The organism is Pseudoduganella namucuonensis, assembly GCF_900116645.1.
Classification (GTDB): Bacteria; Pseudomonadota; Gammaproteobacteria; order Burkholderiales; family Burkholderiaceae_D; genus Rugamonas; species Rugamonas namucuonensis.
The window spans coordinates 40611-66235 of the sequence record NZ_FPBO01000032.1; the positions used below are offsets into that span (position 1 = coordinate 40611).

Sequence of the window (25625 nt, forward strand, 5' to 3'; positions counted from 1 at the left end):
AAAAGGCGCCAGCGGCGCCTTCGTCTATATATATAGTGGCTTCAGAGTTCGAAGCCGCCCGACATGCCGCCGAACGCCTCGATGCCCTCGCTCATGGCCGTGATGGCGGCGCGCTCCGCCGCGCTCAGCTGCGGATGCCAGACGTCGAAGATCAGCAGCACGCGCAGCTGGTCGCTGTCGTTCCAGGCCTCGTGCTCGATGGTGTCGTCGAACACCCAGGCCTTGCCCATTTCCCACGCGCGCACGTCGTTGCCGACGCGGAAACCGCAGTCCGGCGGCAGGATCAGCGGCAGGTGCGTCACCAGCCGCACGTTGGAGACGCCGGTGTGCGCCGGGATGCGGGTCTTCGGTTTCAACAGCGAGAACATCGCGGTCGGCGTGCGCTTGCTCTGTCGCGGCTGCGGCGCCAGCGCCAGCGCGGCCATCGTGGCCGGACACTGCGCGGCGTGCGCCTCGACCCGTGCGCCCTTCTCGATCAGGTGGTAGGCGCTCCAGTCCGGCGAGTTGTTCAGCTGCGCGAACTGGTTGTGCGGCAGGTCCGCCGGATAGGTGAGATAGGGCGTGAAGCCCTGGTCGGCCTTCAGCACGGCCAGGAATTCGTCGCGGATGGCGTCGGTGGACGCCTCGACCTGCTCGATCCAGGGGAACAGACCGCGATCGAAGAAGGTGATCGGCGCCAGGCCTGAGAAGTGGAACAGCGCCGGGCGCGATTCGTAGCGCTGCTTGCGGCCGAACATGATGTCGACCGATTCGCGGAAGCGGCCCAGGTCCTCGCCCCGCATGTCCTTGAAGAAGGCCGACAGGTGCCGGTCCATGAAGGTGCCGAACTCGCTGTTGTAGCGGTCGCGGTACTGCAACGCCTGCCGCAGCATGGGGCGCAGGTCCGGGTTGACCTGTTCCATCGGCGGCGCCACGGTGGCCGCCGCGCCATAGGCGCGCGCCGCCTCGTGGGTCTTGCCTTGGCGTTCGAGCAGGTTGCCGCGCAACAGCAGCGCCAGCATGTCGTTGGGATCGATGGACAGCGCGCCGCGGATCGCCGCCGCCTCGCCCTCCTCGTCGCGCAGGCCCTGGCACACCACGGCCAGGTTGATCCATTCCTGCTGGTCGCCGCCGTCGGCCGCGATCAGGCGCTGCAGCAGCGCCTTCGCCGCCAGCAGGTCGCCCGCGCGGAAGGAACGCTGGCTCAGCGCGGTGAGCGCCTTGCGGTTGTCTGGATCGCCGTCGAGGATGCGCAACCATAGCACTCCGGCCTCGTCGTGGCGGCCGGCCTGGATGGCGCGCGCGATGTCCTGTTCCAGCGCGGCGATGTCTTGGGCGTTCAATTTCTGCACTTTCGTTCCCTGTGGTCAAGTCGATATTCGTCCCACCGTTGTGGGGCGGGACTGCGCTTGGATTTTAGCCTGCGCGCCCGGCCCGCAGTTGACGAAAGTGAAAAATGCTAGGTGTATTGCAACAGTCCCGGGCTCAGTCCTCGGCCTTCAGGCGGCGCTGGCGCACGGCGGCGGCCAGGCCCTCCAGCACTTGCACGCTGCTGTCCCAGTCGATGCAGCCGTCGGTGATGGACTGGCCGTAGGTCAGTTCCTTGCCCGGCACCAGGTCCTGGCGGCCGGCCACCAGGTGCGACTCCACCATCACGCCGACGATGCGCTGGTCGCCCGCCGCGATCTGGCCGGCGATGTCGGCGCACACCGGGATCTGGTTTTCCGGCTTCTTCGAGCTGTTGGCGTGCGAGGCGTCGATCATCAGGCGCGCGGCCAGGCCCTGGGCGGCGATCTGCTTGCAAGCCTCCTCGACGCTGGCGGCGTCGTAGTTGGGCGCCTTGCCGCCGCGCAGGATGATGTGGCAGTCCTCGTTGCCGTTGGTGGACACGATGGCCGAGTGGCCGCCCTTGGTCACCGACAGGAAATGGTGCGGCTGCGAGGCGGCCTTGATCGCCTCCACGGCGATCTTGACGTTGCCGTCGGTGCCGTTCTTGAAGCCCACCGGGCAGGACAGGCCGGACGCCAGCTCGCGGTGCACCTGCGATTCGGTGGTGCGGGCGCCGATCGCGCCCCAGCTGATCAGGTCGGCGATGTACTGCGGGCTGATCACGTCCAGGTACTCAGTGCCGGCCGGCAGGCCCAGCTCGTTGATGTCGCGCAGCAACTCGCGCGCCATGCGCAGGCCGTCGTTGATGCGGAAGCTGTTGTCCATGTAGGGGTCGTTGATCATGCCCTTCCAGCCGACGGTGGTGCGCGGCTTCTCGAAGTAGACGCGCATCACGATCTCCAGGTCAGCGCCCAGTTGCTTGCGCAGCGGCGCCAGGCGGCGCGCGTATTCCATCGCCGCCTTCGGATCGTGGATGGAGCAGGGGCCGATGACAACCATCAGGCGGTCGTCCTGGCCGTGCAGGATGCGGTGCAGCGCCACGCGCGCCTCGGCGGCGGTGTTGCTGGCCGCCTCGGTGCAGGCAAATTCGCGGATCAGGTGCGAAGGTGGAACCAGTTCCTTCATTTCGCGGATGCGCAAGTCGTCGGTGCGTTGCATGTCTTTCTCCTGGTGTTGTGATGGTCTGAATGAAAAGCTGGGATAAAAAAAAACCGCCATCGCTGGCGGTTTTGTCTGGGTCTGCTGGGATCTCGCTTTGCTGCTACGTGAACCGGCCGCTACTCCACCGCCTTTGGGTTGGAATTGCTAAAGTAAAAGTGGCCGGTAAAGAAAACGAAGCGTTGCATGGTGCAATCCGAATTAAGTTCGGTCAACTATAGGATATTCGACCGATCTTTGCAAGGAAATTGTTAAGCGGTCCCGCCGACGGTGACGCCGTCCAGCCGCAGCGTGGGCTGGCCGACGCCCACCGGCACGCTCTGGCCCTCCTTGCCGCACACGCCCACGCCCGAGTCCAGCTTCATGTCGTTGCCGATCATGGACACGCGGTTCAGCACGTCCGGACCGTTGCCGATCAGGGTGGCGCCCTTGACCGGGTAGGTGATCTTGCCGTTCTCGATCATATAGGCCTCGCTGGCCGAGAACACGAACTTGCCGTTGGTGATGTCGACCTGGCCGCCGCCGAAGTTCACCGCGTACAGGCCGTTCTTCACCGACGCCAGGATCTCGCCCGGGTCCTTGTCGCCGCCCAGCATATAGGTGTTGGTCATGCGCGGCATCGGCAGGTGGGCGAACGATTCGCGGCGCGCGTTGCCGGTGACCGGCATCTTCATCAGGCGCGCGTTCATGGTGTCCTGGATGTAGCCCTTCAGGATGCCGTCCTCGATCAAGGTGGTGCACTGGGTCGGGTTGCCCTCGTCGTCGATGTTGAGCGAGCCGCGGCGGTCGGCCAGCGTGCCGTCGTCGACCACGGTGACGCCCTTGGCCGCCACGCGCTCGCCGATGCGGCCGGAGAAGGTGGACGAGCCCTTGCGGTTGAAATCGCCCTCCAGGCCGTGGCCGATCGCCTCGTGCAGCAGGATGCCGGGCCAGCCCGGTCCCAGCACGACCGTCATCGGGCCGGCCGGCGCGGGGCGCGCGTCCAGGTTGACCACCGCCGACTTGACGGCGTCCTCGGCGTACTGTTCCAGGATCTCGTCGGTGAAGTAGCCGTAGTCGTAGCGGCCGCCGCCGCCGGACGAGCCCATCTCGCGGCGCCCGTCCTGCTCGGCGATCACGGTGACGGACACGCGCACCAGCGGGCGGATGTCGGCCGCCAAGACGCCGTCGCTGCGCACCACCAGCACCACGTCGTACTCGCCGGCCAGGCCGGCCATCACCTGCACCACGCGCGGGTCCTTGGCACGCGCCATCTTTTCCACGCGCTCCAGCAGTTTCACTTTCGCGGTTGCGTCCAGCGACACCAGCGGATCGTGCGGCAGGTACAGCGCGCGGCCGCCCTGCTGCGTCATGGACGACGCCACCTTGATCTTGCCGGCGCCGGCGCGCGCGATGGTGCGCGTGGCGGCCGCCGCGTCCAGCAGCGCGATCTCGGAAATCTCGTCCGAGTAGGCGAAGGCGGTTTTGTCGCCGGACACGGCGCGCACGCCGACGCCCTGGTCGATCGAGAAGCTGCCGGTCTTGACGATGCCCTCTTCCAGGCTCCAGCCCTCGTTCTTGGTGAATTGGAAATACAGGTCGGCGTAATCGACCTTGTGGGTGAACATGGTGCCCAGCGTTTTCAGCAGCTTGGCCTCGTCCAGGCCGAACGGCGTCAGCAGCAGATCGCGCGCGACGGCCAGGGTGGACAGATTGGGTTCGAATGGGGTCATGTTGTTGCCTCTAGTAAGATGCTGTCATTGTAACGGGAAGCCCAAGGGAACGCTCGCTACAACCAACGGCAGTTGCTGGGGTCAGACCCGGCGGGTCTGACCCCAGCATCTGCCTCGGGTTTACATTGTCCGGTGTTTCAGCGCCGGCAGGCTCTCGCGCACGCTGTCCATGAACAGGCGGTCGATGTCGCCGTGCACCACGCCCTCGCCCTCGGCCAGCACGTCCTTGATCTCGCCCCAGGGGTCGACCAGCATGCTGTGGCCCCAGGTGCGGCGGCCGTTCCGGTGCTCCCCGCCCTGCGCCGCCGCCAGCACATAGCACTGGTTCTCGATGGCGCGCGCGCGCAGCAGCACTTCCCAGTGCGCCTTGCCGGTGGTGTAGGTGAACGCGGCCGGCACCACGATCAGGGACACCGGCCCCATCGCGCGGTACAGCTCGGGGAAGCGCAGGTCGTAGCAGACCGACATGCCGACCTTGCCCAGCGGCGTGTCGACCGTGCCGACCGTGTCGCCCGGCACGATGGTGCGCGCCTCGTCGTACGATTCGGTGCCCTTGGTGAAGCCGAACAGGTGGATCTTGTCGTAGCGGCCCACGTGATTGCCCTGGTCGTCGTAGACCAGCGTGGTGTTGACCACCCTGGCCGGGTCGCTGGACGCCAGCGGCAAGGTGCCGCCCAGCAGCCAGACGCTGTGGCGGCGCGCCATCCCGGCCATGAATTCCTGGATGGGGCCGCTGCCCAGCGGCTCGGCGCAGCGCACCTTGTCGGTGTCGGACAGGCCCATGATGGCCCAGTATTCGGGCAGCAGCACCAGCCTGGCGCCGGTGGCGGCGGCCCGCTCGATCAGGCGGCCGGCGGTGGCGATGTTGTCGGCCACCGAGGGCGTGGAAATCATCTGGATTGCGGCGACGGTGTTCATTATTCGGCTTTCCTCTTGGCTTGGTTCACAGGGGGAATGGTTTTCGAACTGTCCAGCTTGGTCATGACGGGCGCCCGCCAGGGGCCCGTCACCTGCATCTCGTAGGCCAGCGACTTGGCCAGCGGCTGGCTCAGGAACAGCTGCGCCAGGTAGCTGCCCAGCCCGATCACGGGATTGACGGCCAGCGCGTACACCAGCGGCGCGGTGCCGAAGTTGACCTCCGGCAGCACCACCACGTGCAGGTTGGCCGTCTCGTTGGCGATGTCGGCGGTGCCCTCCATCAGCACGGTGGCGGCCATGCCGTGCATTTTCAGGTTGTCGGTGCGGGCGATGCCCTGGGTGATGACGGCGTTGGCGGTGATACCGTCGAAGGCCAGGCCTTCCGAGAACACGTCCTGGAAGTCCAGCTTGAGCAGGCGCGGCAGCGCTTGCAGGCTGAGCACGCCCAGCAACTTGGCCGCGCCCGGGTCCTGCTTGAGGAACTGGCCCTTCTCCACGTCCAGCTTGATGTGACCGGACAGCGAGGGGATGTCCAGCGCGTACGGCAGGCCCTTCCAGGCGATGTCGCCGCTCAGCGTGCCCCTGCCGTTGCGCAGCGTGTCGACGAAGCCGAAGCGGTCCAGCAGCTTGCCGGCGTTGACGATGTCCAGCGCGAAGTTCAGGTTGGTCTGGTGCTGGCCGTTGCTGGCCACCCAGCGGCCATGGCCCATCAGCTCGCCGTCCGCGTTCGACAGCAGCAGCTTGCTGATGCGCCATTCCCGCGCCGACGCGACCGGCGCGTTGTGCGCCTGCAGCTCCAGCCGGCCCAGCGGCTTGTTGAACAGCTCGAAGCGGTCGGCCACGATGTCCAGCGCGGGGATGGAAGGCTGCGCGCCCTTGTTCTCCAGCAAGTCCTTGACCTCGTGGGCCGACGAGGCCGGGATGATCAGCGACGACAGCCGCGCCGTCACCTTGCCCACGCCCTGGCCGGTGGGCGATTCGCTCCAGGTCACGTGTCCGGCCACCTGGGCCGACTCGATGTTGGCTTGCCACACGCCTTTTTGATAGGTGACGCCGGCCACCGAATTGTCCAGCTTGCGCTCGGCCACCGTCAGCTCGGTGGCGCGCGCGGCCATCAGGTCCGGCACCACGTATTGCGCCAGGTCGGGACCGTCCGCGGCGCCGGCGGGAGCGGTGCCCGGCGCGGTGGCGGGAACGATGGCCGGCGCGGTGGCGGCAGCGGTCGCCGGCGCGGCGAAGGCGACCGGAACGATGGCAGGCGCGCCGCTGGCCGGCGCCGCGGTGGCCGGCGCGGCCCCGGACTTGCCGGCGAGGCGGTCGGCCAGGTCCACCCAATGGTCCACGTTCAGCGACTTCAGGCTGGCGTTCAGCGCCAGGCCGCTGTCCGGCTCCGGCGGCGCCACGTTGACGCCGATGCCGCCGCGCACCAGTTTCCACGGCCCCTTGCCCTGGCGCTGGCGCTGCCACGCGGCGCTGATGCCGGCGCCCAGCGAGACGCGGATGTCGTCGCGCATCAGGCCGGCCTCGTTGGCGTTGGCGCCGTTGAGCACGAAGCGCAGCGACATCAGGTCGGCCGCGTTCTTGTTCAGCGGCGCGGGGAAGTCCAGCCCCAGGCCGGCCAGGCTGGAATCGACCGTCACCGTGTAGCGGTGGTCGCGCGCGCTGACCAGCGCCGAGTAGCGGGTGCCGCCATTCAAGTGGTTGGCGACGCGCTGCACCGCCGGCGTCGGCCAGGTCTTGCGCAGGCCGTCGGTGGTGACCGCGCCGCCCACCCGCACCTGGATGCTGCCGTCGCGCTGGGTGCCGCCGGACACGGCCACCGGGCCGCCGACGAAGGCGCCGGCCAGGCCGTTCAGGTTGACGCCCTTCTCGTTGAATTCGATCTTGCCGGTGGCGCCCAGCACCGGCGGCATGTCGTTCCACAGCACCACGTCGTTGCCCTGCAGCTGAAGCACGCCCAGCACCTTGGACTCGGGCAGGCGGTGCAGCGGCAGGTGCAGCTTGAGCGCCAGCCTGGCCTGGCCGGTGGCGGTGGTCTCGTCGGTGAAGTGCCCGATCCACTCCAGCACCGGGCTGGCCGCCACGTAGTGCAGATAGTCCTGCATGGCGCCGGCGGCGTTGCCGTCGATTTCCAGGATGCTGTCGTGCGAGGACAGGTCGGCGATGACGGCCTTCACATTGCTCAGCGCCACGTTGTTGCCGGTGGCGGCCGTGTCGCCGCGGATCTCCATGCGCGTGCCCTCGAACAGGAAGCTGCCCTTGATGCGCTCGGCCTGCGGCCACAGCGGCGACTTGCCGTCCTTGGCGTAATAGCCGGGGTCGTAATTGAGCTTGCCATTGCTGATGCGGCCGGCCACGCGGAACTCGCCCCTCGCCTTGTCGGCCGCCGTGTGGCCCTTGAACGGGAAATGCGCCAGGTCGCCGCGCAGGCGCAGCGCGACGTCGTCGGCGCGGCCGTCCTCCAGCGCGCCGGTCAGCCAGTGGCGCAGGTGCTCGGGCGTTTGCAGCGGCAGGTAGCGGCCTATCTTCTTCACGTCGAAGCCGTCCAGCTTGCCGGTGAAATCGGCCTTGCCCGCGCTCTTGCCGTCCAGAGGAATCACGTGGCTGCCGGACAGCGTACCGCTCAGGCCGTCCTGCGCGAAGGCCAGCTCGTCCAGTTCCACCTTGAGCTTTTCATTACCCTCGAACGACCAGCGCGCGCGGCCGGCGAGCTTGTCGAAGGCCATGTCGGCGTCGGCGAAGTAGTCCGGCATGCGCAGCACCAGCCGGTCGCCCGCCAGGGTGAAGGCGCCGCCCTTGTCGCTGGCCTCGATGGTGCCGCTGAGATTGTCGAAGCCGGGCAGCGCCGGCATGCCGCGCACGGCGGGCGCGTGCGCCGTCTTCGCTTGCGGCAGGCGCGCCGCGCGGGGCTTCATGCCCAGCCGCTCCAGCGTGCCCTTGAACTGGTAGGACAGCAGCGCCGGGTAACTGCCGGTCCAGGCGCCGGACACGTCCAGCAGCCGGCCGCTGGGTTCCACGTCGGCGAGGATCTGGCGCTGCTGCGCCGTCAACGGCAGGCGGCCGGCCAGCGCGGCCAGCGCCCGCAGGTCCAGCACGCTGGCGCTCAGCTCCATGCGTTCCGGCGTCTTCGCGGTGGCGGCCGCGTAGCGCTCGGCCAGGTTGGTCGGCGCCATGGCCAGGCCGTCGCGGGTGCGCAGCGAGAAATTGGCGAGGTTGATGCTGTGGCCCAGCGCGCCGAAGGCGGGCTGGCCGCTTTGCAGCGCGGCCGGGATTTCCTCGCGCGCCGAGACGCGGCCGCGCACTTCCAGCAAGTCCAGCGGCTCCAGGTCCGGCCCCAGCGCGGCGACCACGTCGTTCAGGCCGACGTCGGCCGTGAAGCCGGCCAGCTTGGCGTGGTCGATCGAGACCCAGGCGCGCACCGAGCCGGTGCCCGAGCGCAGGTCCAGCGGATAGCGCAGGTGGCGCCGCCAGGCGGCCAGGTCGGCGCTGCGCACGTCGGCGTAGACCTCGCCCTGCCACAGCCGGAAGTCCGACGGGCGCTGCGCGAAGGTGGGGTGGAGGAAGTCGGCCCGCACGTCGACCGGCCCGCCCAACTCCGCGGCGGGAGTGGCGGTCAGCGCGAACTGGTGGCGGCGCCATTTGTTGCGCAGCACCAGGTTCATATTGTCCAGCGCCAGCGGCGCCGCGCCGCGCAGCGCGTCGGTCCAGACCAGCTTGCCTTCGCGGATAACGATCTCGCGCTGCGCCAGCAGCCAGTCGGCGCCCTTGCCGTCGCCCTTGCGATTGAGGTCGATGAACACGCCGGCCGCGTACAGCTTGCCGTCGGCGTCGCGCCGCACGTCCAGGTTGGGGCGTATCAGTTCCAGCGATTCGAAGCGCACGTCCAGCGCCGCCACGCTCCACCACGACAGCGTGGCCGACACGCTGGGCAGCGTCAGCACCTGTTTGCCCTGCTTGTCGCGCAGGCGCACGTCGCCCAGGAACAGGCTGGGATGCAGGCCGGACCAGGAGGCGTAGATGCGGTCGATGGTGACGGGGTTGCCGACGGCGCGGCTGGCCAGCCTTTCCATATCGCCCTTGTAATGGTCGATATTGGGCAGCACCAGGTAGCGCAGCGCCAGCAGCAGGACGGCGAACGCAAAATACAGCAACAGGGCCAACTTGACAGTGAAGCCCAGCACGTGATGGGTGGCCAGATTGCAGACGCGATAGGCGGAACGCAGCCTCTGCCAGCGCACGGCCAATGGCACGCTGTCTGTCACTGTCTCCTCTGGCGGTTTTTGCATCAATACGCTAATAATTCAGGCCCGGCTTCAAATAAATCGCTAAAATCGTTTCCAGCCCATCCAGACGCTCGCGGCAGAGCCTGCGCGCGTCCCAGCCTGCGTTGCCATTCTAACGCATAGGGTGTCCGATCTCCGCTCCGATTACACTACGTTACTTGTCCTTTACTCTATCCATGACTGCAACTTCCCCGACCGCGGCATCCCGTTATTTCCAGCGCTGGACCGGCGCCGATCCAGGCCGGCCGGCCAAGGTCGATGCGCTGGCGCAATTATCGCTCGCCGAACTGGATTTTGCTGACTTTTTGACAAAGGAAACCGACGCCGGCGGCCAACCGCTGCCCCTGCCGCGCGCCATGCGCCGCCTGCGCAACCTGCTGGTGTGCACGCTGATCCGGCGCGACCTGGACGGCAGCGCCGACCTGCACGAGGTGGTCACGGCGATGACGCGCTTCGCCGATTTCGCCATCCAGACCCACCTGGCGGCGCTGCACGCGGAAATGGTGGAGCTGCACGGCCAGCCGCTGTCCCAGGACACCGGCGAGGCGCAGGAGATGATCGTGCTGGCCATGGGCAAGCAGGGCGGCGGCGAACTGAACGTCTCGTCCGACATCGACCTGATCTTTGTATACCCGGACGACGGCGACACCCAGGCCGGGCCGGGCCAGCGCAGCCTGTCCAACCACGAGTTCTTCGTCCGCCTGGGCAAGAAGCTGATCGCGGCGCTGGCCGAGATCACCGAGGACGGCTACACCTTCCGCGTCGACATGGCGCTGCGCCCGAACGGCGGCTCCGGCCCGCTGGCGGCCAGCCTGAGCATGGTGGAGCAATACCTGATCGTGCAGGGCCGCGAGTGGGAACGCTACGCCTGGGTCAAGGCGCGCGCCGTGACCGGCAAGCCGGCCGACATCGCCGCGCTGGACTCCATCGTGCGGCCGTTCTGCTTCCGCCGCTACCTGGACTTCGGCGTGATCGACGCCATCCGCAATATGCACGCGCAGATCCGCGCCGAGGTCAACCGCCAGGAGCGGCTGCACCCGGACCGCAGCAACAACGTCAAGCTGGGCCGCGGCGGCATCCGCGAGATCGAGTTCCTGGCCCAGGTGTTCCAGCTGATCCGCGGCGGCCGCGACACCAGCCTGCGCGACCGCTCCACCCGCGCCACGCTGCGCGTGCTGCCCGAAAAAGGCCTGCTGGCGGCCGACATCGTCGAGCGGCTGCTGGACTCCTACACCTTCCTGCGCAACCTGGAACACCGCCTGCAGTACGTGGACGACGCCCAGACCCACACCCTGCCGCCCAACGAGGCCGACCAGCGGGTGGTGGCGCAATGGATGGGCGCGACGGACGTGGCCGCGCTGCTGGCCGAGCTGGACCGCCACCGCAAGTTCGTGGCCGAGCAGTTCGACGCCATCTTCGCCGACAAGAGCGGCGGCGCGCAGGACGGCGACATCGATCCCGGCACCAGCAACGCCTGCGCCGACCCCGACAACCGCGAAGCCATGGAGGCGCGCTTCGCCGCGCTGGGCTACGACGACCCGGCCGGCGCCGCCCAGCGCCTGGTCGCCACCTGGCAGGCGCCGCGGTTGCAATCGCTGCCCGAGGCCAGCCGCAACCGGCTGGTGTCGCTGGTGAACGCGGCGCTGCCGCTGATCGCCGCCACCGCCGAGCAATCGACCATCGGCAGCCAGCTGGTGACCCTGGGCGCCCTGCTCGACTTCCTGGAGGCGGTGGCGCGCCGCTCGGCCTACCTGTCGCTGCTGACGGAATACCCGCACACGCTGGAACGCGTGATCCGCATGATGCACGCCAGCGGCTGGGCCGCCAAGTTCCTGACCAAGCACCCCATCCTGCTGGACGAGCTGCTGGACGACCGCATCCGCAACGCCGTGTTCGACCCGGTGGCGCTGGCGGCCGAGCTGGACACCCAGCTGCGCGCCACCACCGGCGACACCGAGCGGCAGATGGACATCCTGCGCGAGGTGCACCACGCCCAGCTGTTCCACCTGCTGGCGCAGGATCTGGCCGGCGACCTGACGGTGGAAAAGCTGGCCGACCATTTGTCGGCGCTGGCCGACGTGATCGTCGCCGCCACCGTGGGCGCGGTCTGGCAAACGGTGGCCACCCGCCACCGCGAAACACCGGCGTTCGCGGTGATCGCCTACGGCAAACTGGGCGGTAAGGAATTGGGTTATATCTCCGACCTGGACGTGATATTCCTGTTCGACGACGACGATCAGGAAGCGCCGGCGCAATACGCCAAACTGGCGCAGCGTTTTATTACCTGGATGACGTCCCACACGTCGGCCGGCATATTGTTCGATATCGACATCGCATTGCGTCCGGACGGCGCCAGCGGCATGCTCGTTTCCAGCGTCCAGGCGTTCGAGCGTTATCAGGACAGCTCGGCGTGGATATGGGAACACCAGGCCCTGACGCGCGCCCGTTTCTGCGCGGGCGATAGCGCCATCGGCGAGCGCTTTGAACAAATACGCTGCAAGGTATTGCGCAAGGAACACCCGGTGGACGGGCCGTTAAAAGGCGAGGTATTGGCCATGCGCAAGAAAATGGCGGATGCGCGGCCGAATAGATCGGACTTGTTTGATTTAAAACAAGACGCGGGCGGCATGATCGATATCGAATTCATCGTTCAATATCTGGTGCTGCAGCACGCATCGACTTATTCGCAGCTGACGGGGAATGTCGGCAATATCGCGCTGTTGAAAATGTGCGGCGAATTGGGATTGATCGACGCCGAACTGGCGGCCAGCGTGGCCAATGCCTACCGCGCCTTCCGCAAGCTGCAGCACCAGATGCGTTTGCAGGGACAGGAGAATGCGCGGGTCGATCCGGCCCGTGTGGCCGGTCACGCGGATAGCGTGATCCGCTTATGGAACGCCATATTCACGGATTGAAGCCGATATAGGCGGCGACCCCGCCGCCCCCCTCCCTGGCCGCCGCATGGCGGCTTTTCTATTTCCGCAACGTTATATTTGTGGCATCTGCACCACAATCGTGCAAAGGCCCGCAGCGCGTTCGTTCCGCCGTTTTCATGCTGGAAACTGGCTTGTTTACGCCAGTTTCCGGCATGGCCGCGAAACCTTTGTGCGCGCACGCACAGAGCAAAGAATGCACGGATCAGGGGCGCGCTTCCGAATTTTTGACAACATTTCCACTTTAAAAACAAATAAATGTGGGGAATGCGTGGAAATAGAAACAATTAAGAAACCAATAATTCAAATGGAATAGTAACCAATCTAATTACTATCAAGAATTAAGTATTCTTCAAAAGATACCTTGGTTAGCGCAACCTTCCTCCCGCGCATATACAAACGCATACAAGGCACTTGTTGACCATATGGCCGGCTAGTGACTACATTTGATTGTTTTTCAACACTCCACACCGAGAAGGAAAGGCAATGATGAAAGAGCGGGTATTATCCAATTCCATCCGTCTGCTCTGCGTAAGCGGCTTTGCATTCACCATGCAATCAGTCCAGGCGCAGACCCCTGTGACGCCCGATGCCATTCAAACCGTGCAAGTGACCGGTTCGCGTATCAAATCCCCCAACGCGGATTCGCCGTCGCCGCTGCAAATCCTGACCTCCGCCGATATCGCCGCGTCGGGCGCGACCAATCTGCAGGAATTACTGCAAAAGAATCCAACGCTGGGCGCGCCGACGCTGAGCCGGACCAATTCCAATTTCCTGACGTCCGGCGGCGGCGTCGCCACCGTTAACCTGCGCAATCTGGACGACTCGCGTACGCTGGTGCTGGTCAACGGCCGCCGCTTTGTTTCCGGCCAGCCCGGCGAAACCGCGGTCGACCTGAATACCATTCCCACCGACTTTATCGAGCGCATAGAACTGCTGACCGGCGGCGCCTCCGCGACTTATGGTTCGGACGCGGTCGCCGGTGTGGTCAACATTATCCTGAAGCGCAATTTCAATGGCGTGACGCTGGATGCCCAAATGGGTAAAAGCGACCAGGGCGACGACTCCAAAAAGAAAATCGCCTTAACCTGGGGCACCAGCAGCGCCGACGGCAACAGCAATTTCATGGGCCATTTCGGCTTTAGCAAGCAGGGCCCCGTGTACTCGCGCGACCGCGGCATTTCCGCCATCGACCAGAACTCGGCCATGATCCGTACCGGCAACGCGTCCGACGCCTTCATCGCCGACCGCCCGTTCTATTCCGGCTTCGCGCCGCAGGGCCGCTTCTTCCACGACACCGGCTCGTACACCTACGACGCCAACGGCAACCCGATCGCGTGGAACCAGAACGGCACCGGCGGCGCCAACCCGACCGGCTACAACCGCTCCGCGCTGCGCACCATCGCCGTTCCCGTCGAGCGCTATCTGTTCGCCACCAACGGCACCCACGCGATCAACGAGAACCACAGCGCCTTCTTCGAGGGCACTTACGCCTCTACCCGCGCCAGCACCAACATCGAGCCGTACGCGCTGGGCGCGGAGGACATCTACCCGGCGTCCGGCGGCCAGGTGCCGGCCGAATTCCTGGTCAACGGCCGCATGGTGCGCAACCCCATCGTGCCGCAATACCTGTGGGACCGCATCAGCGACACCGACGGCGACGGCGCGCGCGACTACTACTTCACGCGCCGCATGGCCGAGGTGGGCTCCCGCCATTCCGACGCCGAGCGCGGCACTTTCCGCCTGGCGACCGGATTGAAAGGCACGCTCAAGGACTGGAACTACGAGGCCTTCATCGCCTACGGCAAGACCAAGGAATCGCAGAGCTCGACCGGCCAGGTCAATGTGCTGAACTTCCGCAGCGCGCTGGAAGCCGTCCCGGACGCCACCGCGCCGGGCGGGGTGGCCTGCCGCGACGCCAACGCGCGCGCCCAGGGTTGCGTGCCGATCAACGTGTTCGGATTCAACTCGATCTCTGCCGACGCGCTGAAATATGTGGTCGCCCCGGGCTCGCTGGACAATGCCGTGACCCAGAAACTGGCCGGCGCCTCCGTCAACGGCGAAATGTTCGAACTGCCGGCCGGTAAGATCGGCTGGGCGGCCGGCGCGGAATACCGCAAGGAGGAGTCGTACAGCATCCCCGATCCGCTGACCCAGGCGGGCCTGAACGCCGGCAACGCGATTCCGCCGACCTTCGGCAAGTTCGACGTGCGCGAATTCTTCGTCGAATCCCGCGTGCCGCTGCTGAAGGACCAGCCGTTCGCGAAGTCGCTGAGCTTCCTGGGCGCCTACCGCCATGGCGACTATTCCACCGTCGGCAAGACCAACAGCTGGAACGCGGGCATGGAATGGGCGCCGAGCAACGACGTCAAGGTGCGCGGCACGCACGCGGTCTCGACCCGCGCGCCGAACATCAACGAGCTGTTCTCGCCGCCCAGCCAGGACTTCCCCACCGGCCTGGTCGATCCGTGCCTGGGCGTGACGCTGACCTCGACCCAGCCGTCCGCCGCCGCCTGCCGCGCCGATCCCGGCGTGCTGGCCAACATCCGCGCCAACGGTGTGTTCACCCAGACCCAGGCGGACCTGCAGGGCATCAGCGGCTACAACCGCGGCAATCCGAACCTGAAGGCGGAAAAAGGCATTTCGAGCACGATCGGCATCGTGCTGACGCCGCGCTCCATCCCGGCGCTGAGCAAGTTCACCTTCACGGCCGACTACTTCAAGATCAAGATCGAGGACGCGATCGTCAGCACGCCGCGCCAATACTCGCTGGACCAGTGCTACGGCGGCGGCAATCCGGCGTTCTGCTCCTTCATCACCCGCTACCCGACCAACGTCGGCAGCAGCAGCGCCGGCGCCATCCAGTTCAGCGACACCGCCGTCTCGAACAGCGGCGGCAAGGGCACCGAGGGTGTCGACCTGACCGCCTCCTGGGCGGACCGCGTCGGCCCGGGCCGCCTGAGCGCGCACGTGGCATACACCTACGTCAAGTCGCTGTGGGACCTGCCGCTGCCGGACGCGCAGAAGGACGAGAATGCCGGCGAGATCAGCACCGCGCAAAACGGCGCCACGCCGAAGAACAAGGCGGTCGTCAACCTGGCGTACAAGTGGGGCGCGTTCGGCATCAACTCCACCACCACCTACTACGGCAAGGTGGCGCTGGACGATCAGTTCCTGGCGCAGTTCGACCTGCCGGCCCGCTCGGTCAGCACCGGTTCGAAGATCTACAACGACTTCCAGTTCAATTACACGCTGAAGAAGTCGGTTGAGCTCTACCTGGGCATCGACAACGCCTTCAACACCAAGCCGGCCCCCATCATCAGCGGCCTGCCAGGCAATGTCACCGGCACCGAGACCGACGCCAGCATCTACGATCCGATCGGCCGCCGCTACTACCTGGGCGTGCGCGTCAGTCTGTAATCCAGCGGCCACGCACGACCAAAGGCGCCCGCGGGCGCCTTTTTTTCGCCCCCGCTGGAAAACACCCCTGGGGTATTTAATAAATACCCCAGGGGTGTTTTCGCCGGGCGTAAAAAAACCCGCCGGGGCGGGTTTTTTTACGCTTGCGCCGGGATTACTTGGCGTTCATCAGCGCGACGGTGGTGTCCAGCATGCGGTTGCTGAAGCCCCACTCGTTGTCGTACCAGGACGACACCTTCACCAGGCGGCCCGACACCTTGGTCAGGGTCGAGTCGAAGTTCGACGAGGCCGGGTTGTGGTTGAAGTCGATCGACACCAGCGGTTCGGTCTGGTAGGTCAGCACTTCCTTCAGCGGGCCCTCGGCGGCCGCCTTCATCAGCGCGTTGACCTCGTCCACCGTGGTGTCGCGGTTGGCGATGAAGGACAGGTCGACCAGCGACACGTTGATGGTCGGCACGCGGATCGCGAAACCGTCCAGCTTGCCGTTCAGCTCGGGCAGCACCAGGCCGACCGCGGCGGCGGCGCCGGTCTTGGTCGGGATCATCGACATGGTGGCCGAACGGGCGCGGCGCAGGTCCTCGTGCATCACGTCGCTCAGCACCTGGTCGTTGGTGTAGGCGTGCACGGTGGTCATCAGGCCGGTTTCCAGGCCGATCGCGTCGTGCAGCGGCTTGACCAGCGGGGCCAGGCAGTTGGTGGTGCAGGACGCGTTCGAGATCACGGTGTCCGACGCCTTCAGCACGCCGTGGTTGACGCCGTACACGATGGTCGCGTCCACGTCCTTGCCGCCCGGCGCGGAAATGATCACCTTCTTGGCGCCGCCCTTCAGGTGGGCCGAGGCTTTTTCCTTGGTGGTGAAGAAGCCGGTGCACTCCAGCACCACGTCCACGCCCAGCTCGCCCCATGGGATCTCGGCCGGATTGCGCTGCGCGAACACACGGATCGGATCGCCGTTGACGATCATGTTGTCGCCTTCCACCGTGACGGTGCCGGGGAACTTGCCGTGGGCGGTGTCATAACGGGTCAGGTGCGCGTTCGACTTGGCGTCGCCCAGGTCGTTGATGGCAACGATCTGGATGTCATGTTTCTTGCCGCCTTCGTAGAAAGCGCGCAGTACATTACGGCCGATGCGGCCGTAGCCATTGATTGCTACTTTGATCGTCATTCTAAGCTCCTGATGATTAAAAAAAGTGTGTTACGCGGCGATTACAGATTTGACCTTGGCTACCACGTTCTCCACCGTGAAGCCGAAGTGCTTGAACAACACGCCCGCCGGGGCCGATTCACCGAAGGTGTCGATGCCGACCACGGCGCCTTCCAGGCCGACGTACTTGTACCAGAAATCGGTGACGCCGGCCTCGATGGCCACGCGCGGTACGCCCTTGGTCAGGACGCTGGCCTTGTAGGCTGCGTCCTGGCGGTCAAATACTTCCGTCGCGGGCATGGAGACCACGCGCACGGCGATGCCCTCGGCGGCCAGCGCGCTGGCGGCGGCCACGGCCAGTTCCACCTCGGAACCGGTGGCGATCAGGATGGCTTGGGCGTCGGCCACGTCGTTCAGCACATAGCCGCCGCGCGCGATGTTGGCGATCACGGATTCCGAACGCTCCTGGTATGGCAGGTTCTGGCGCGAGAAGATCAGCGTGCTCGGACCGTTCTTGCGCTTGATGGACTCGCCCCAGGCGACCATCGACTCGACGGTGTCGCACGGACGCCAGTTGTCCAGGCCCGGGATCAGGCGCAGCGACGAGACGTGTTCGACGGATTGGTGGGTCGGGCCGTCCTCGCCCAGGCCGATGGAGTCGTGGGTGAACACGAACAGCGAACGCTGTTTCATCAGCGCGGCCATGCGCAGCGCGTTGCGGCTGTAGTCAGAGAAGGTCAGGAAGGTGGCGCCGAACGGGATGTAGCCGCCGTGCAGGGCGACGCCGTTCATGATGGCGGCCATGCCGAACTCGCGCACGCCGTAGTTGATGTGGTTGCCCGGCTTGCCGGAACGAACGGCGATGCATTCCTTCCAGTTGGTCAGGTTGGAGCCGGTCAGGTCGGCCGAGCCGCCCAGGAATTCCGGCAGGATCGGGGCCAGGGCCTGGATCGCGTTCTGGCTGGCCTTGCGGGTGGCGATGGTTTCCTTCTTCTCGACGCAGGCGGCGATGGCCGCCTGCAGCGCCTGGTCGAAGTTGCCCGGCAGTTCACCGGCCATGCGGCGCGCCAGTTCGGCCGCCTCGGCCGGGAACTGCGCCTGGTAGCCTTCCAGCTTGGCGGTCCACTCGGCCTCGTGCCTGGCGCCCGCCTCCTTGGCGTCCCAGGCGGCGTACACGCCTTCCGGCACTTCGAACGGGGCGGCGTCCCAGCCGATGTACTCGCGCACGGCCGCGACTTCCTTGTCGCCCAGCGCGGCGCCGTGCACCTTGTCGCCGCCCTGCAGGTTGGGCGAACCCTTGCCGATCACGGTCTTGCAGCAGATCAGGGTCGGCTTGTCGGCCTGTTTCGCGGCGGCGATGGCGGCGGCCACGGCGGCCACGTCATGGCCGTCCACGTCGCGGATCACGTTCCAGCCGTAGGCCTCGAAGCGTTTCGGGGTGTCGTCGGTGAACCAGCCCTCGACCTTGCCGTCGATGGAGATGCCGTTGTCGTCGTACAGGGCGATCAGTTTTTTCAGGCCCAGGGTGCCGGCCAGCGCGCACACCTCGTGCGAAATGCCCTCCATCAGGCAGCCGTCGCCGACGAAGGCGTAAGTGTAGTGGTCGACGATGTCGAAGCCCGGCTTGTTGAACTCGGACGCCAGCAGCCACTCGGCCAGCGCCATGCCGACCGCGTTGGCGATGCCCTGGCCCAGCGGGCCGGTGGTGGTTTCCACGCCCGGCGTGATGTCCACTTCGGGGTGGCCCGGGGTTTTCGAGTGCATCTGGCGGAAGGACTGGATGTCGTCCATCGTCACCGCGTAGCCGGCCAGGTGCAGCAGCGCGTAGTGCAGCATGGAGCCGTGGCCGTTGGACAGCAGGAAGCGGTCGCGGTTCACCCATTTCGGATTGGTCGGGTTGTGGCGGTGATGACCGCTCCACAGCGCCACGGCGATCTCGGCCATGCCCATCGGCATGCCTGGGTGGCCGGAGTTGGCCTTTTGTACAGCGTCCATTGCCAGTGCGCGGATCGCGTTGGCCATTTGAGTGGTGGGGAGCGTAGTCGTCATCGTGGTGATTGCGGAAGGTTTGGAATCGGTTGCAACGGGGTTAGGGCCGGCTTGCTAGAACCAAGTATTTTACCAGACCATCGGCCCGGAGCTTAAAATTGCGCTAGAAAACCAACCAAGCGCCACCGTTCCAGGACCACCATGCCCCGTTTTTACTGCCCCGCCCCGCTCGCCATCGGCCTGACCATCGACCTGCCGGAGGCGGTCGCCCACCACGCGCACGTGGTGCGGCTGGCGCCGGGCGACACGGTCACGCTGTTCAACGGCGAGGGCGGCGAGTACACGGCGGTGCTGGCCACGGTGGATAAACGGCGCGCCAGCGCGGAGGTCAAGGCCCACACGGCGCGCGACGCGGAGTTGCCCTACGCCATCACCCTGGCCCAGGGCTTGCCCGAGGGCACCAAAATGGACTGGATCATCGAAAAGGCGGTGGAACTGGGCGTGGCGGCGGTGCAGCCGCTGGCGGCGCGGCGCTGCGTGGTGCGGCTGTCGGGCGAGCGGGCCGAGAAGAAGCTGGCGCACTGGCGGGGCGTGATCGTGGCAGCCAGCGAGCAAAGCGGGCGCAACCGGCTGGCGCACCTGGCGCCGGTGGAGGACTTCAAGGACTGGATAGTCCAGCAGGACCTGCACAAGCGCGTGATCCTGACGCCGCGCGCCGGCGAGTCGCTGGCCGACTGGGCGCGCCACCAGCCGCCGCAGGCGCTGACCATCATGGTCGGGCCGGAGGGCGGCTTCAGCGCGGAGGAGGAGGACATGGCGCTGGCCCACGGCGCCCTCGCCCTGGCCATGGGCCCGCGCATCCTGCGCACCGAAACGGCCGCGCTGGCGGCGCTGGCGGCCCTGAACGCGGCCTGGGGCGGCATGTGATCCTGGGTTAAAATACGCGGTTTTTCACCCCTGCCCGATAACTACCGGCACTGGAACCCACATGCTACGACTGAACGAAGTAAAACTCCCGCTCGACCATACTCCCGAACAATTGACCGCCGCCATCCTGGCGCGCCTGGGCGTGGGCCCGGAACAGATGACGGGCTACACCGTCTTCAAGCGCAGCTACGACGCGCGCAAGAAATCCGCCATCGTCCTGATCTACTCGATCGACGCGGAAACCACCGACGACGCCGGCATCCTGGCGCGCAACCAGCGCGACACCCATTTGATGCCGTCGCCGGACACCAGCTATAAATTCGTCGCCCGGAACGTCAACGCCGACGGCGCCCAGCCGCGCCCGGTGGTGATCGGCATGGGTCCCTGCGGCCTGTTCGCCGCGCTGATCCTGGCGCAGATGGGCCTGAAACCCATCGTGCTGGAGCGCGGCAAGATGGTGCGCGAGCGCACCAAGGACACCTTCGGCTTCTGGCGCAAGCGCGAGCTGAACCCCGAGTCGAACGTGCAGTTCGGCGAGGGCGGCGCCGGCACCTTCTCGGACGGCAAGCTGTACAGCCAGATCAAGGACCCCAAGCACTACGGCCGCAAGGTGCTGACCGAGTTCGTCAAGGCCGGCGCGCCGGAGGAGATCATTTACGTCAGCAAGCCGCACATCGGCACCTTCCGCCTGGTGAAAATGGTGGAGGCGATGCGCGAGGAGATCGTGTCGCTGGGCGGCGAGATCCGCTTCGAGCAGCGCGTGGCCGACGTCGAGATCGAGGAGCGCGACGGCCAGCGCCAGGTGCGCGGCCTGCTGCTGGCCAGCGGCGAGCGCCTGGCCACCAACCACGTGGTGCTGGCCATCGGCCACAGCGCGCGCGACACCTTCGAGATGCTGTACCAACGCGGCGTGTACATCGAGGCGAAACCGTTCTCGATCGGCTTCCGCGTCGAGCACCCGCAGTCGCTGATCGACCAGTGCCGCTTCGGCCCCAACGCCGGCCACCCCATCCTGGGCGCGGCCGACTACAAGCTGGTGCACCACGCCTCCAACGGCCGCGCCGTGTACAGCTTCTGCATGTGCCCGGGCGGCACGGTGGTGGCGGCCGCGTCCGAGCCGGGCCGCGTGGTCACCAACGGCATGAGCCAGTATTCGCGCAACGAGCGCAACGCCAACAGCGCCATCGTGGTCAACATCTCGCCCGAGGAGGACTATCCGGGCCACCCGCTGGCCGGCATCGAGTTCCAGCGCCGGCTGGAGGAGAAGGCGTTCGAGCTGGGCGGCGGCAACTACAACGCGCCGGGCCAACTGATGGGCGACTTCGTCGCCGGCCGGCCGTCGACCGCGTTCGGCGCGGTGGTGCCGTCGTACAAGCCGCAGGTGACGCTGACCGACCTGGCCACCATCCTGCCCGAATTCGCCGTGACGGCGCTGCGCGAGGCCTTCCCGGCGTTCGACAAGCAGGTCAAGGGCTACTTCAAGGCCGACGCGGTGCTGACCGGGCTGGAGACGCGCACCTCGTCGCCGATCCGCATCAAGCGCCGCGACGACGACTTCCAGAGCCTGAACACGCGCGGGCTGTTCCCGGCCGGCGAGGGCGCGGGCTACGCCGGCGGCATCCTGTCGGCGGGCGTGGACGGCATCAAGGTGGCCGAGGCGGTGGCGCTGTCGATGGCGGCCGCCGGGAAATAAAAAGTCAGTCCCGCCGCAGCGGCAGCTTGATGTGGAAGCGGCAGCCCCGCTCCACGGCCGCGTCCACCGCGACGTGGCCGCCCATCTGGTGCACGATGGTGTAGACGATGTGCATGCCCAGCCCCGAGCCGCCCTGCCCCCGCTTGGTGGTGAAGAAGGGTTCGAACACGCGCTCGCGCACGCCGGGCGCCAGGCCGACGCCGTCGTCGGCGAAATCCATCAGCAGCCACGGCTGGCCGTCCACGTCGGCGACGCGGGCGCCCACCGTCACCAGGCCCGGCCCGCCGTCCGGGTAGCCGTGCTTGGCCGAATTCATCAGCAAGTTGGACAGGATTTGCGACAGCTTGCCGGCCGGCAGGCGCGGCCGCAGCAGCGGATCGATGTCCAGCGCCACGCCGATGGTTCCCTTGCGCAGTGCCGGGCTGTGCGCCGACACCACGCCTTGCACGTAGTCGTGCAGCGCCAGTTCCGTGACGTGCTCGGCGCCCTGGTCCACCGCCAACTGCTTGAAGTTGCCGATCAATTCGGCCGCGCGCGCCAGGTTCTGCTCGATCAGCGAGGCCGCGCCCTGCAGGCGCGTGGCCAGCGCCACCATGTCCGAACGGCTCACCTTGGGGCTGTTCAAGGTGGCTATCATCTGCCGCGCGAAGTCGGCCATGCCGGAGGCGGCCGTCACCGCCACGCCGATCGGCGTGTTGACCTCGTGCGCCACGCCGGCCACCAGCGCGCCCAGCGCCGCCATCTTTTCCTGCTCCACCATGCTGGCCTGCGCCGCGCGCAGCGCCTCGGTGCGCTGCTGCACCTTCAGCTCCAGCAGCGCCTCCCGGTCCTGGTGCTGCAGCTCTGCCGCGCAGCGCGAGGCGAAGATGGACAGCAGCGACAAGGCCAGCAGCCGCTTGTTCTCGGCCATGGGCTTGGTGTCGATGGCCGACAGGATGCCCAGCGTCTTGCCCTCGGTGTCGATCATCGGCATGCCGATGTAGCTCTCGGCGCGCATGTCGACCAGCAGCGTGTCCCGCGGATAGTCGGCCTGGATGCCGCAGGCGTGGAAGCACATGGTCTGGTCCGTCACGTCCTGGCAGGGGGTGTGCATCAGGCTGTATTCCATGTTGTCGATGTGCCGGTCGCCGGCCCACACGGCCAGCGTGCGGATGCCCTCGCCGCCGTCGGCCATGGCGATCACGCGGCCGGCGATCACGTAGGTGACGTCCAGCACCTCGGCCAGGTCCCGCACCAGCATGCGCATGAACTCGTCGCCGCGCAGGCGCGAGGTGGACGCGGTGATGGAGCGCAGCGCCGCTTCCGCCAGCAGGCGGCCATCGTGTTCGTCGAATACGGCGGGACTGCTCATGGCGTCTCCAGACTGGCAAGGGGCAAGCGGGGCAAGGGGCGCGGCGGCGGCTACTCGTAAAGCCGGCGCAGTTCGGCCTCCCGCGCCAGCAGCAGCAACGCCAGCGCGGGGTCGAAGCGCTTGCCGCTCTCCGCGCGCACCTGCTCGAGCGCGTGCTCCAGCGGCCAGGCGGGACGGTAGCAGCGCGGGCTGACCATGGCGTCGACGAAATCGGCCAGCGCCACGATGCGGCCGGCCATGCTGATGCGCTCGCCGCTCAGGCCGCGCGGATAGCCGGCGCCATCCCAGCGCTCGTGGTGCTCGTGGGCGATGGCGGCGGCCAGCTTGAGCACCGGCTGGGGCGAACCGGCCAGCATGGCGCGCCCGGCCTCGCAGTGCCGGCGCATGACGCCCCATTGCGCGTCGTCCAGCGGGCCCGGCGTGTTGAGCACGTCGTCGGGCACGGCGGCGTGGCCGACGTCGTGCAGCGGCGCCGCCAGGCGCAGCCGCCGCGCGGCGCCCGGCGCCAGCCGCGCCGCGTCCGCCAGCATGGCGGAGATCGCGCCGACCCGCCGCACGTGGGCGCCCGGCGCCGCCGAGCGGCGCTCGAGCGCCTCGCCCAGGATGGCGACCGTGGCCTCCTGGGTGGCGGCGATCTCCTCGCGCTGCAGCAGCTTCTCGTAGGTGATGGCGACATTGGCCGAGAACATGCCCAGCAATTCGCGCTCCTCCTCGCCGATCGGCTCGGAGAACGCCATGTACAGCAGGCATTCGTTGTCCTCGCGGGTGCGGTAGTAGCAGGCGTAATGGCGGTCGCCATGGTGGTCGCGCCGCTCGCGCATGCAGCGGATGAAGGCTTGGCGCACCGGCAGCGGCAAACGGTCCAGCGTTTCGTCCACCCGCAGGGCGGCGTAGGCCGGCGTCACGGCCAGCACCCTCAGGCCGGCGTCGGTGCGGGCGGCGGCGTAGGCGTCGACGCCGCCGCGGACGTCGCCGCCGCCCTGGCGGCTGGCGCACACGCCCTCGCCGTCGTGGCCCAGCAGCGCGCTGGCCTGCTCCAGCACGGCCGAGCAAAAGCCGCGCAGGTTGTCCGAGTCGCACACCTGGGTGATGGCGTCGATCGAGCGGCGCAGGCCGGCGCGCGCGCGCTCGAGCCGCGTCAGGTCGCGGTAGGCGCGCAGCGCCGAATAGAACACGGTGCTCAGCTTGGCATGCGTGAGGTCGGTCTTTTCGCGGTAGTCGTTGATGTCGTAGGTCTTGAGCACGTAGGCCTGCGGCGCCTGGCCCGGCTGCCCGGTGCGCAGCACGATGCGCACCATGCCGTTGCCCAGTTCCTCGCGGATGTGCTTGACGAGGTCCAGGCCGGCGTGCTCGCTCTCCATCACCACGTCCAGCAGGATCAGCGCGAACTGGTTGGGGCGGGACAGCGCGGCGCGCGCCTCGGCGGCGCTGTAGCAGTGGGTGAAGCGCAGCGGCCGGCCGTCGAAGGTGAAATCGGACATCACCAGCTGCGTCACCTGGTGCACCGACACCTCGTCGTCGACGACCAGGACCTGCCAGGCCGGCGAAGGGGCGGGCGCGCCGGCGGGCGCGGCGTCGTCCTCGAACAGCATGTCGTCGTCTTCGGTCATGGTGCTACCTCTTGGGGGCACTCTTATGGGCATCCTTAGCATGGATTGTACATCCAGCCATTGTCCAGGATCACATGTCCGACGCAAGATTTAATTGCTCCGCGACATGACGGGGGCAGGCTCACAGCCAGCCGGCGCGGCGGAAGCGGCGGTACAGGTAGGCGCAGACGGTGGCCATCAGGCCCAGCGCCGCCGGATAGCCGTACCGCGAATCGAGCTCCGGCATGAACTTGAAGTTCATGCCCCAGATGCCGGCGAAGGCCGTCATCACGGCGAAAATCGCGGCCCAGGCGGCCAGGCGCTTGTTGACCTCGCCGTCGTCGATGGCCACCATCGACAGGTGCACCTGGATCGCGGTGGCGATGGTGTCGCGGATGGTGTCCAGGCTGGCGTTGATGCGGTGCAGGTGGTCGTGCACGTCGCGGAAGTATTCCTGGGTGCCGGCGCAGACGGCGGGCACGCGGCCGCCGTGCAGCTTGCCGATCGCGTCCAGCAGCGGCGCCACCGCGTGGCGCAGCGTCATCGCCTTGCGCTTGAGCGCGTACAGGCGGGCCACGTTGGCGCGCTTGGCGGTCTCGTTGAAGATGCTGTCCTCGATCCGTTCCAGTTCGGTTTCCATCTCGTCGACGATGGGGAAGTAGCGGTCGACCACGGCGTCCATCAGCGCGTACAGCACGAAGGCCGGGCCCTGCTTGAGCAGGTGCGGCTCGCGCTCGGCGCGCGCGCGCACGCCGAGGAAGTCGCGCGCGCTGTGCTGGCGGTTCGACAGCACGTAGTTGGGGCCGACGAAGATGTCGACCTCGCCGACCACCAGCTCGTCGCCGTGCTGCTCGACGGTCTTGACCACCGCGAACAGCGAGTCGCCGTATTCCTCGATCTTGGGCCGCTGGTGGCCGCGGCAGGCGTCCTCGATGGACAGGTCGTGCAGGCCGAACTCCTCCTGCATCTTGGCCAGTTCGGCGGCGTCGCCGTCGCGCAGGGCGACCCAGACAAAGCAATCGCCGCGGGCGATGTAGTCGCTGATGTCCTCGACTTCGACATCGGCCATCTTGCGGCCATCCTGGTAGGCGACACAGTTGATCAGCATAAGCGTTCCCGGCGGTAAAGCCGAGAGCTTAG

14 protein-coding genes and 1 pseudogene are annotated in these 25625 nt (G+C 67.0%); 5 read left to right on the top strand and 10 right to left on the bottom strand.

Going from position 1 to position 25625, the window contains the following annotated elements; genetic code table 11:
• Window positions 1-41: 41 nt before the first annotated feature.
• The 5 genes from BM436_RS26740 to BM436_RS26760 form a co-directional block, all read right to left on the bottom strand.
• Window positions 42-1331, bottom strand: coding sequence for an aspartyl/asparaginyl beta-hydroxylase domain-containing protein (locus BM436_RS26740; protein ID WP_093558583.1), 1290 nt, complete (start codon window positions 1329-1331; stop codon window positions 42-44).
• A 133-nt stretch (window positions 1332-1464) separates the two neighbouring features.
• A complete protein-coding gene (gene aroG, locus BM436_RS26745) occupies window positions 1465-2526 on the bottom strand; it encodes a 3-deoxy-7-phosphoheptulonate synthase AroG (protein ID WP_093558584.1) in 1062 nt (353 codons plus the stop codon).
• Between the two features lie 251 nt (window positions 2527-2777).
• Window positions 2778-4238: a metalloprotease TldD gene (tldD, locus tag BM436_RS26750; RefSeq protein ID WP_093558585.1), complete on the bottom strand. Its 1461-nt coding sequence runs from the start codon at window positions 4236-4238 to the stop codon at window positions 2778-2780.
• Window positions 4239-4358: 120 nt separating this feature from the next.
• Entirely contained in the window at window positions 4359-5156 is a 798-nt protein-coding gene (locus tag BM436_RS26755) for a carbon-nitrogen hydrolase family protein (RefSeq protein WP_093558586.1), read from the bottom strand.
• Window positions 5156-9442, bottom strand: coding sequence for a YhdP family protein (locus BM436_RS26760; RefSeq protein WP_093558587.1), 4287 nt, complete (start codon window positions 9440-9442; stop codon window positions 5156-5158). Before BM436_RS26760 ends, BM436_RS26755 begins: the two co-directional genes overlap by 1 nt.
• 173 nt (window positions 9443-9615) lie before the next feature.
• On the opposite strand from BM436_RS26760, the gene glnE reads away from it, so the two are divergent.
• From glnE to BM436_RS26770, 3 genes and pseudogenes are all read left to right on the top strand, one after another.
• Window positions 9616-12354, top strand: coding sequence for a bifunctional [glutamate--ammonia ligase]-adenylyl-L-tyrosine phosphorylase/[glutamate--ammonia-ligase] adenylyltransferase (gene glnE / locus BM436_RS26765; RefSeq protein ID WP_093558588.1), 2739 nt, complete (start codon window positions 9616-9618; stop codon window positions 12352-12354).
• A 570-nt stretch (window positions 12355-12924) separates the two neighbouring features.
• Window positions 12925-13299 (top strand): annotated as a pseudogene (locus BM436_RS38735) (TonB-dependent receptor plug domain-containing protein); the annotation flags it as partial.
• Window positions 13300-13902: 603 nt separating this feature from the next.
• Window positions 13903-15792 carry a TonB-dependent receptor domain-containing protein gene (locus BM436_RS26770; protein WP_371859679.1) on the top strand — a complete coding sequence of 630 codons (1890 nt, stop codon included), beginning with the start codon at window positions 13903-13905 and terminating at the stop codon, window positions 15790-15792.
• A gap of 154 nt (window positions 15793-15946) precedes the next feature.
• Here the strand turns inward: BM436_RS26770 and gap are convergent, their stop codons facing one another.
• Entirely contained in the window at window positions 15947-16957 is a 1011-nt protein-coding gene (gene gap, locus BM436_RS26775) for a type I glyceraldehyde-3-phosphate dehydrogenase (RefSeq protein WP_093558590.1), read from the bottom strand.
• Window positions 16958-16987: 30 nt separating this feature from the next.
• Window positions 16988-18985, bottom strand: coding sequence for a transketolase (tkt, locus tag BM436_RS26780; protein WP_093558591.1), 1998 nt, complete (start codon window positions 18983-18985; stop codon window positions 16988-16990).
• Between the two features lie 141 nt (window positions 18986-19126).
• Between tkt and BM436_RS26785 the strand changes: the two genes are divergently transcribed.
• Together BM436_RS26785 and BM436_RS26790 are read left to right on the top strand one after the other, a co-directional pair.
• Window positions 19127-19852 carry a 16S rRNA (uracil(1498)-N(3))-methyltransferase gene (locus BM436_RS26785; protein ID WP_093558592.1) on the top strand — a complete coding sequence of 242 codons (726 nt, stop codon included), beginning with the start codon at window positions 19127-19129 and terminating at the stop codon, window positions 19850-19852.
• Between the two features lie 61 nt (window positions 19853-19913).
• Window positions 19914-21545, top strand: coding sequence for an NAD(P)/FAD-dependent oxidoreductase (locus BM436_RS26790; protein ID WP_093558593.1), 1632 nt, complete (start codon window positions 19914-19916; stop codon window positions 21543-21545).
• Window positions 21546-21549: 4 nt separating this feature from the next.
• On the opposite strand, the gene BM436_RS26795 is transcribed toward BM436_RS26790, so the two are convergent.
• From BM436_RS26795 to corA, 3 genes are all read right to left on the bottom strand, one after another.
• On the bottom strand, window positions 21550-22896 hold the full coding sequence (locus tag BM436_RS26795; protein ID WP_093558594.1) for a sensor histidine kinase: 1347 nt from the start codon (window positions 22894-22896) through the stop codon (window positions 21550-21552).
• A 50-nt stretch (window positions 22897-22946) separates the two neighbouring features.
• Entirely contained in the window at window positions 22947-24506 is a 1560-nt protein-coding gene (locus BM436_RS26800; protein ID WP_177307532.1) for an HD domain-containing phosphohydrolase, read from the bottom strand.
• A 121-nt stretch (window positions 24507-24627) separates the two neighbouring features.
• The gene (gene corA, locus BM436_RS26805) at window positions 24628-25593 is read right to left on the bottom strand and encodes a magnesium/cobalt transporter CorA (protein ID WP_093558596.1); all 966 of its coding nucleotides are present in this window, start codon (window positions 25591-25593) and stop codon (window positions 24628-24630) included.
• Between the last annotated feature and the right edge of the window lie 32 nt (window positions 25594-25625).

What these genes read in the sequence shown, in the direction of transcription:
- BM436_RS26795 (WP_093558594.1), bottom strand. Translation starts at nt 22,896, where the DNA reads ATGAGCAGTCCCGCCGTATTCGACGAACACGATGGCCGCCTGCTGGCG.
- gap (WP_093558590.1), bottom strand. Translation starts at nt 16,957, where the DNA reads ATGACGATCAAAGTAGCAATCAATGGCTACGGCCGCATCGGCCGTAAT.
- BM436_RS26760 (WP_093558587.1), bottom strand. Translation starts at nt 9,442, where the DNA reads ATGCAAAAACCGCCAGAGGAGACAGTGACAGACAGCGTGCCATTGGCC.
- glnE (WP_093558588.1), top strand. Translation starts at nt 9,616, where the DNA reads ATGACTGCAACTTCCCCGACCGCGGCATCCCGTTATTTCCAGCGCTGG.
- BM436_RS26800 (WP_177307532.1), bottom strand. Translation starts at nt 24,506, where the DNA reads ATGACCGAAGACGACGACATGCTGTTCGAGGACGACGCCGCGCCCGCC.
- tldD (WP_093558585.1), bottom strand. Translation starts at nt 4,238, where the DNA reads ATGACCCCATTCGAACCCAATCTGTCCACCCTGGCCGTCGCGCGCGAT.
- BM436_RS26785 (WP_093558592.1), top strand. Translation starts at nt 19,127, where the DNA reads ATGCCCCGTTTTTACTGCCCCGCCCCGCTCGCCATCGGCCTGACCATC.
- BM436_RS26755 (WP_093558586.1), bottom strand. Translation starts at nt 5,156, where the DNA reads ATGAACACCGTCGCCGCAATCCAGATGATTTCCACGCCCTCGGTGGCC.
- BM436_RS26790 (WP_093558593.1), top strand. Translation starts at nt 19,914, where the DNA reads ATGCTACGACTGAACGAAGTAAAACTCCCGCTCGACCATACTCCCGAA.
- aroG (WP_093558584.1), bottom strand. Translation starts at nt 2,526, where the DNA reads ATGCAACGCACCGACGACTTGCGCATCCGCGAAATGAAGGAACTGGTT.
- corA (WP_093558596.1), bottom strand. Translation starts at nt 25,593, where the DNA reads ATGCTGATCAACTGTGTCGCCTACCAGGATGGCCGCAAGATGGCCGAT.
- tkt (WP_093558591.1), bottom strand. Translation starts at nt 18,985, where the DNA reads ATGACGACTACGCTCCCCACCACTCAAATGGCCAACGCGATCCGCGCA.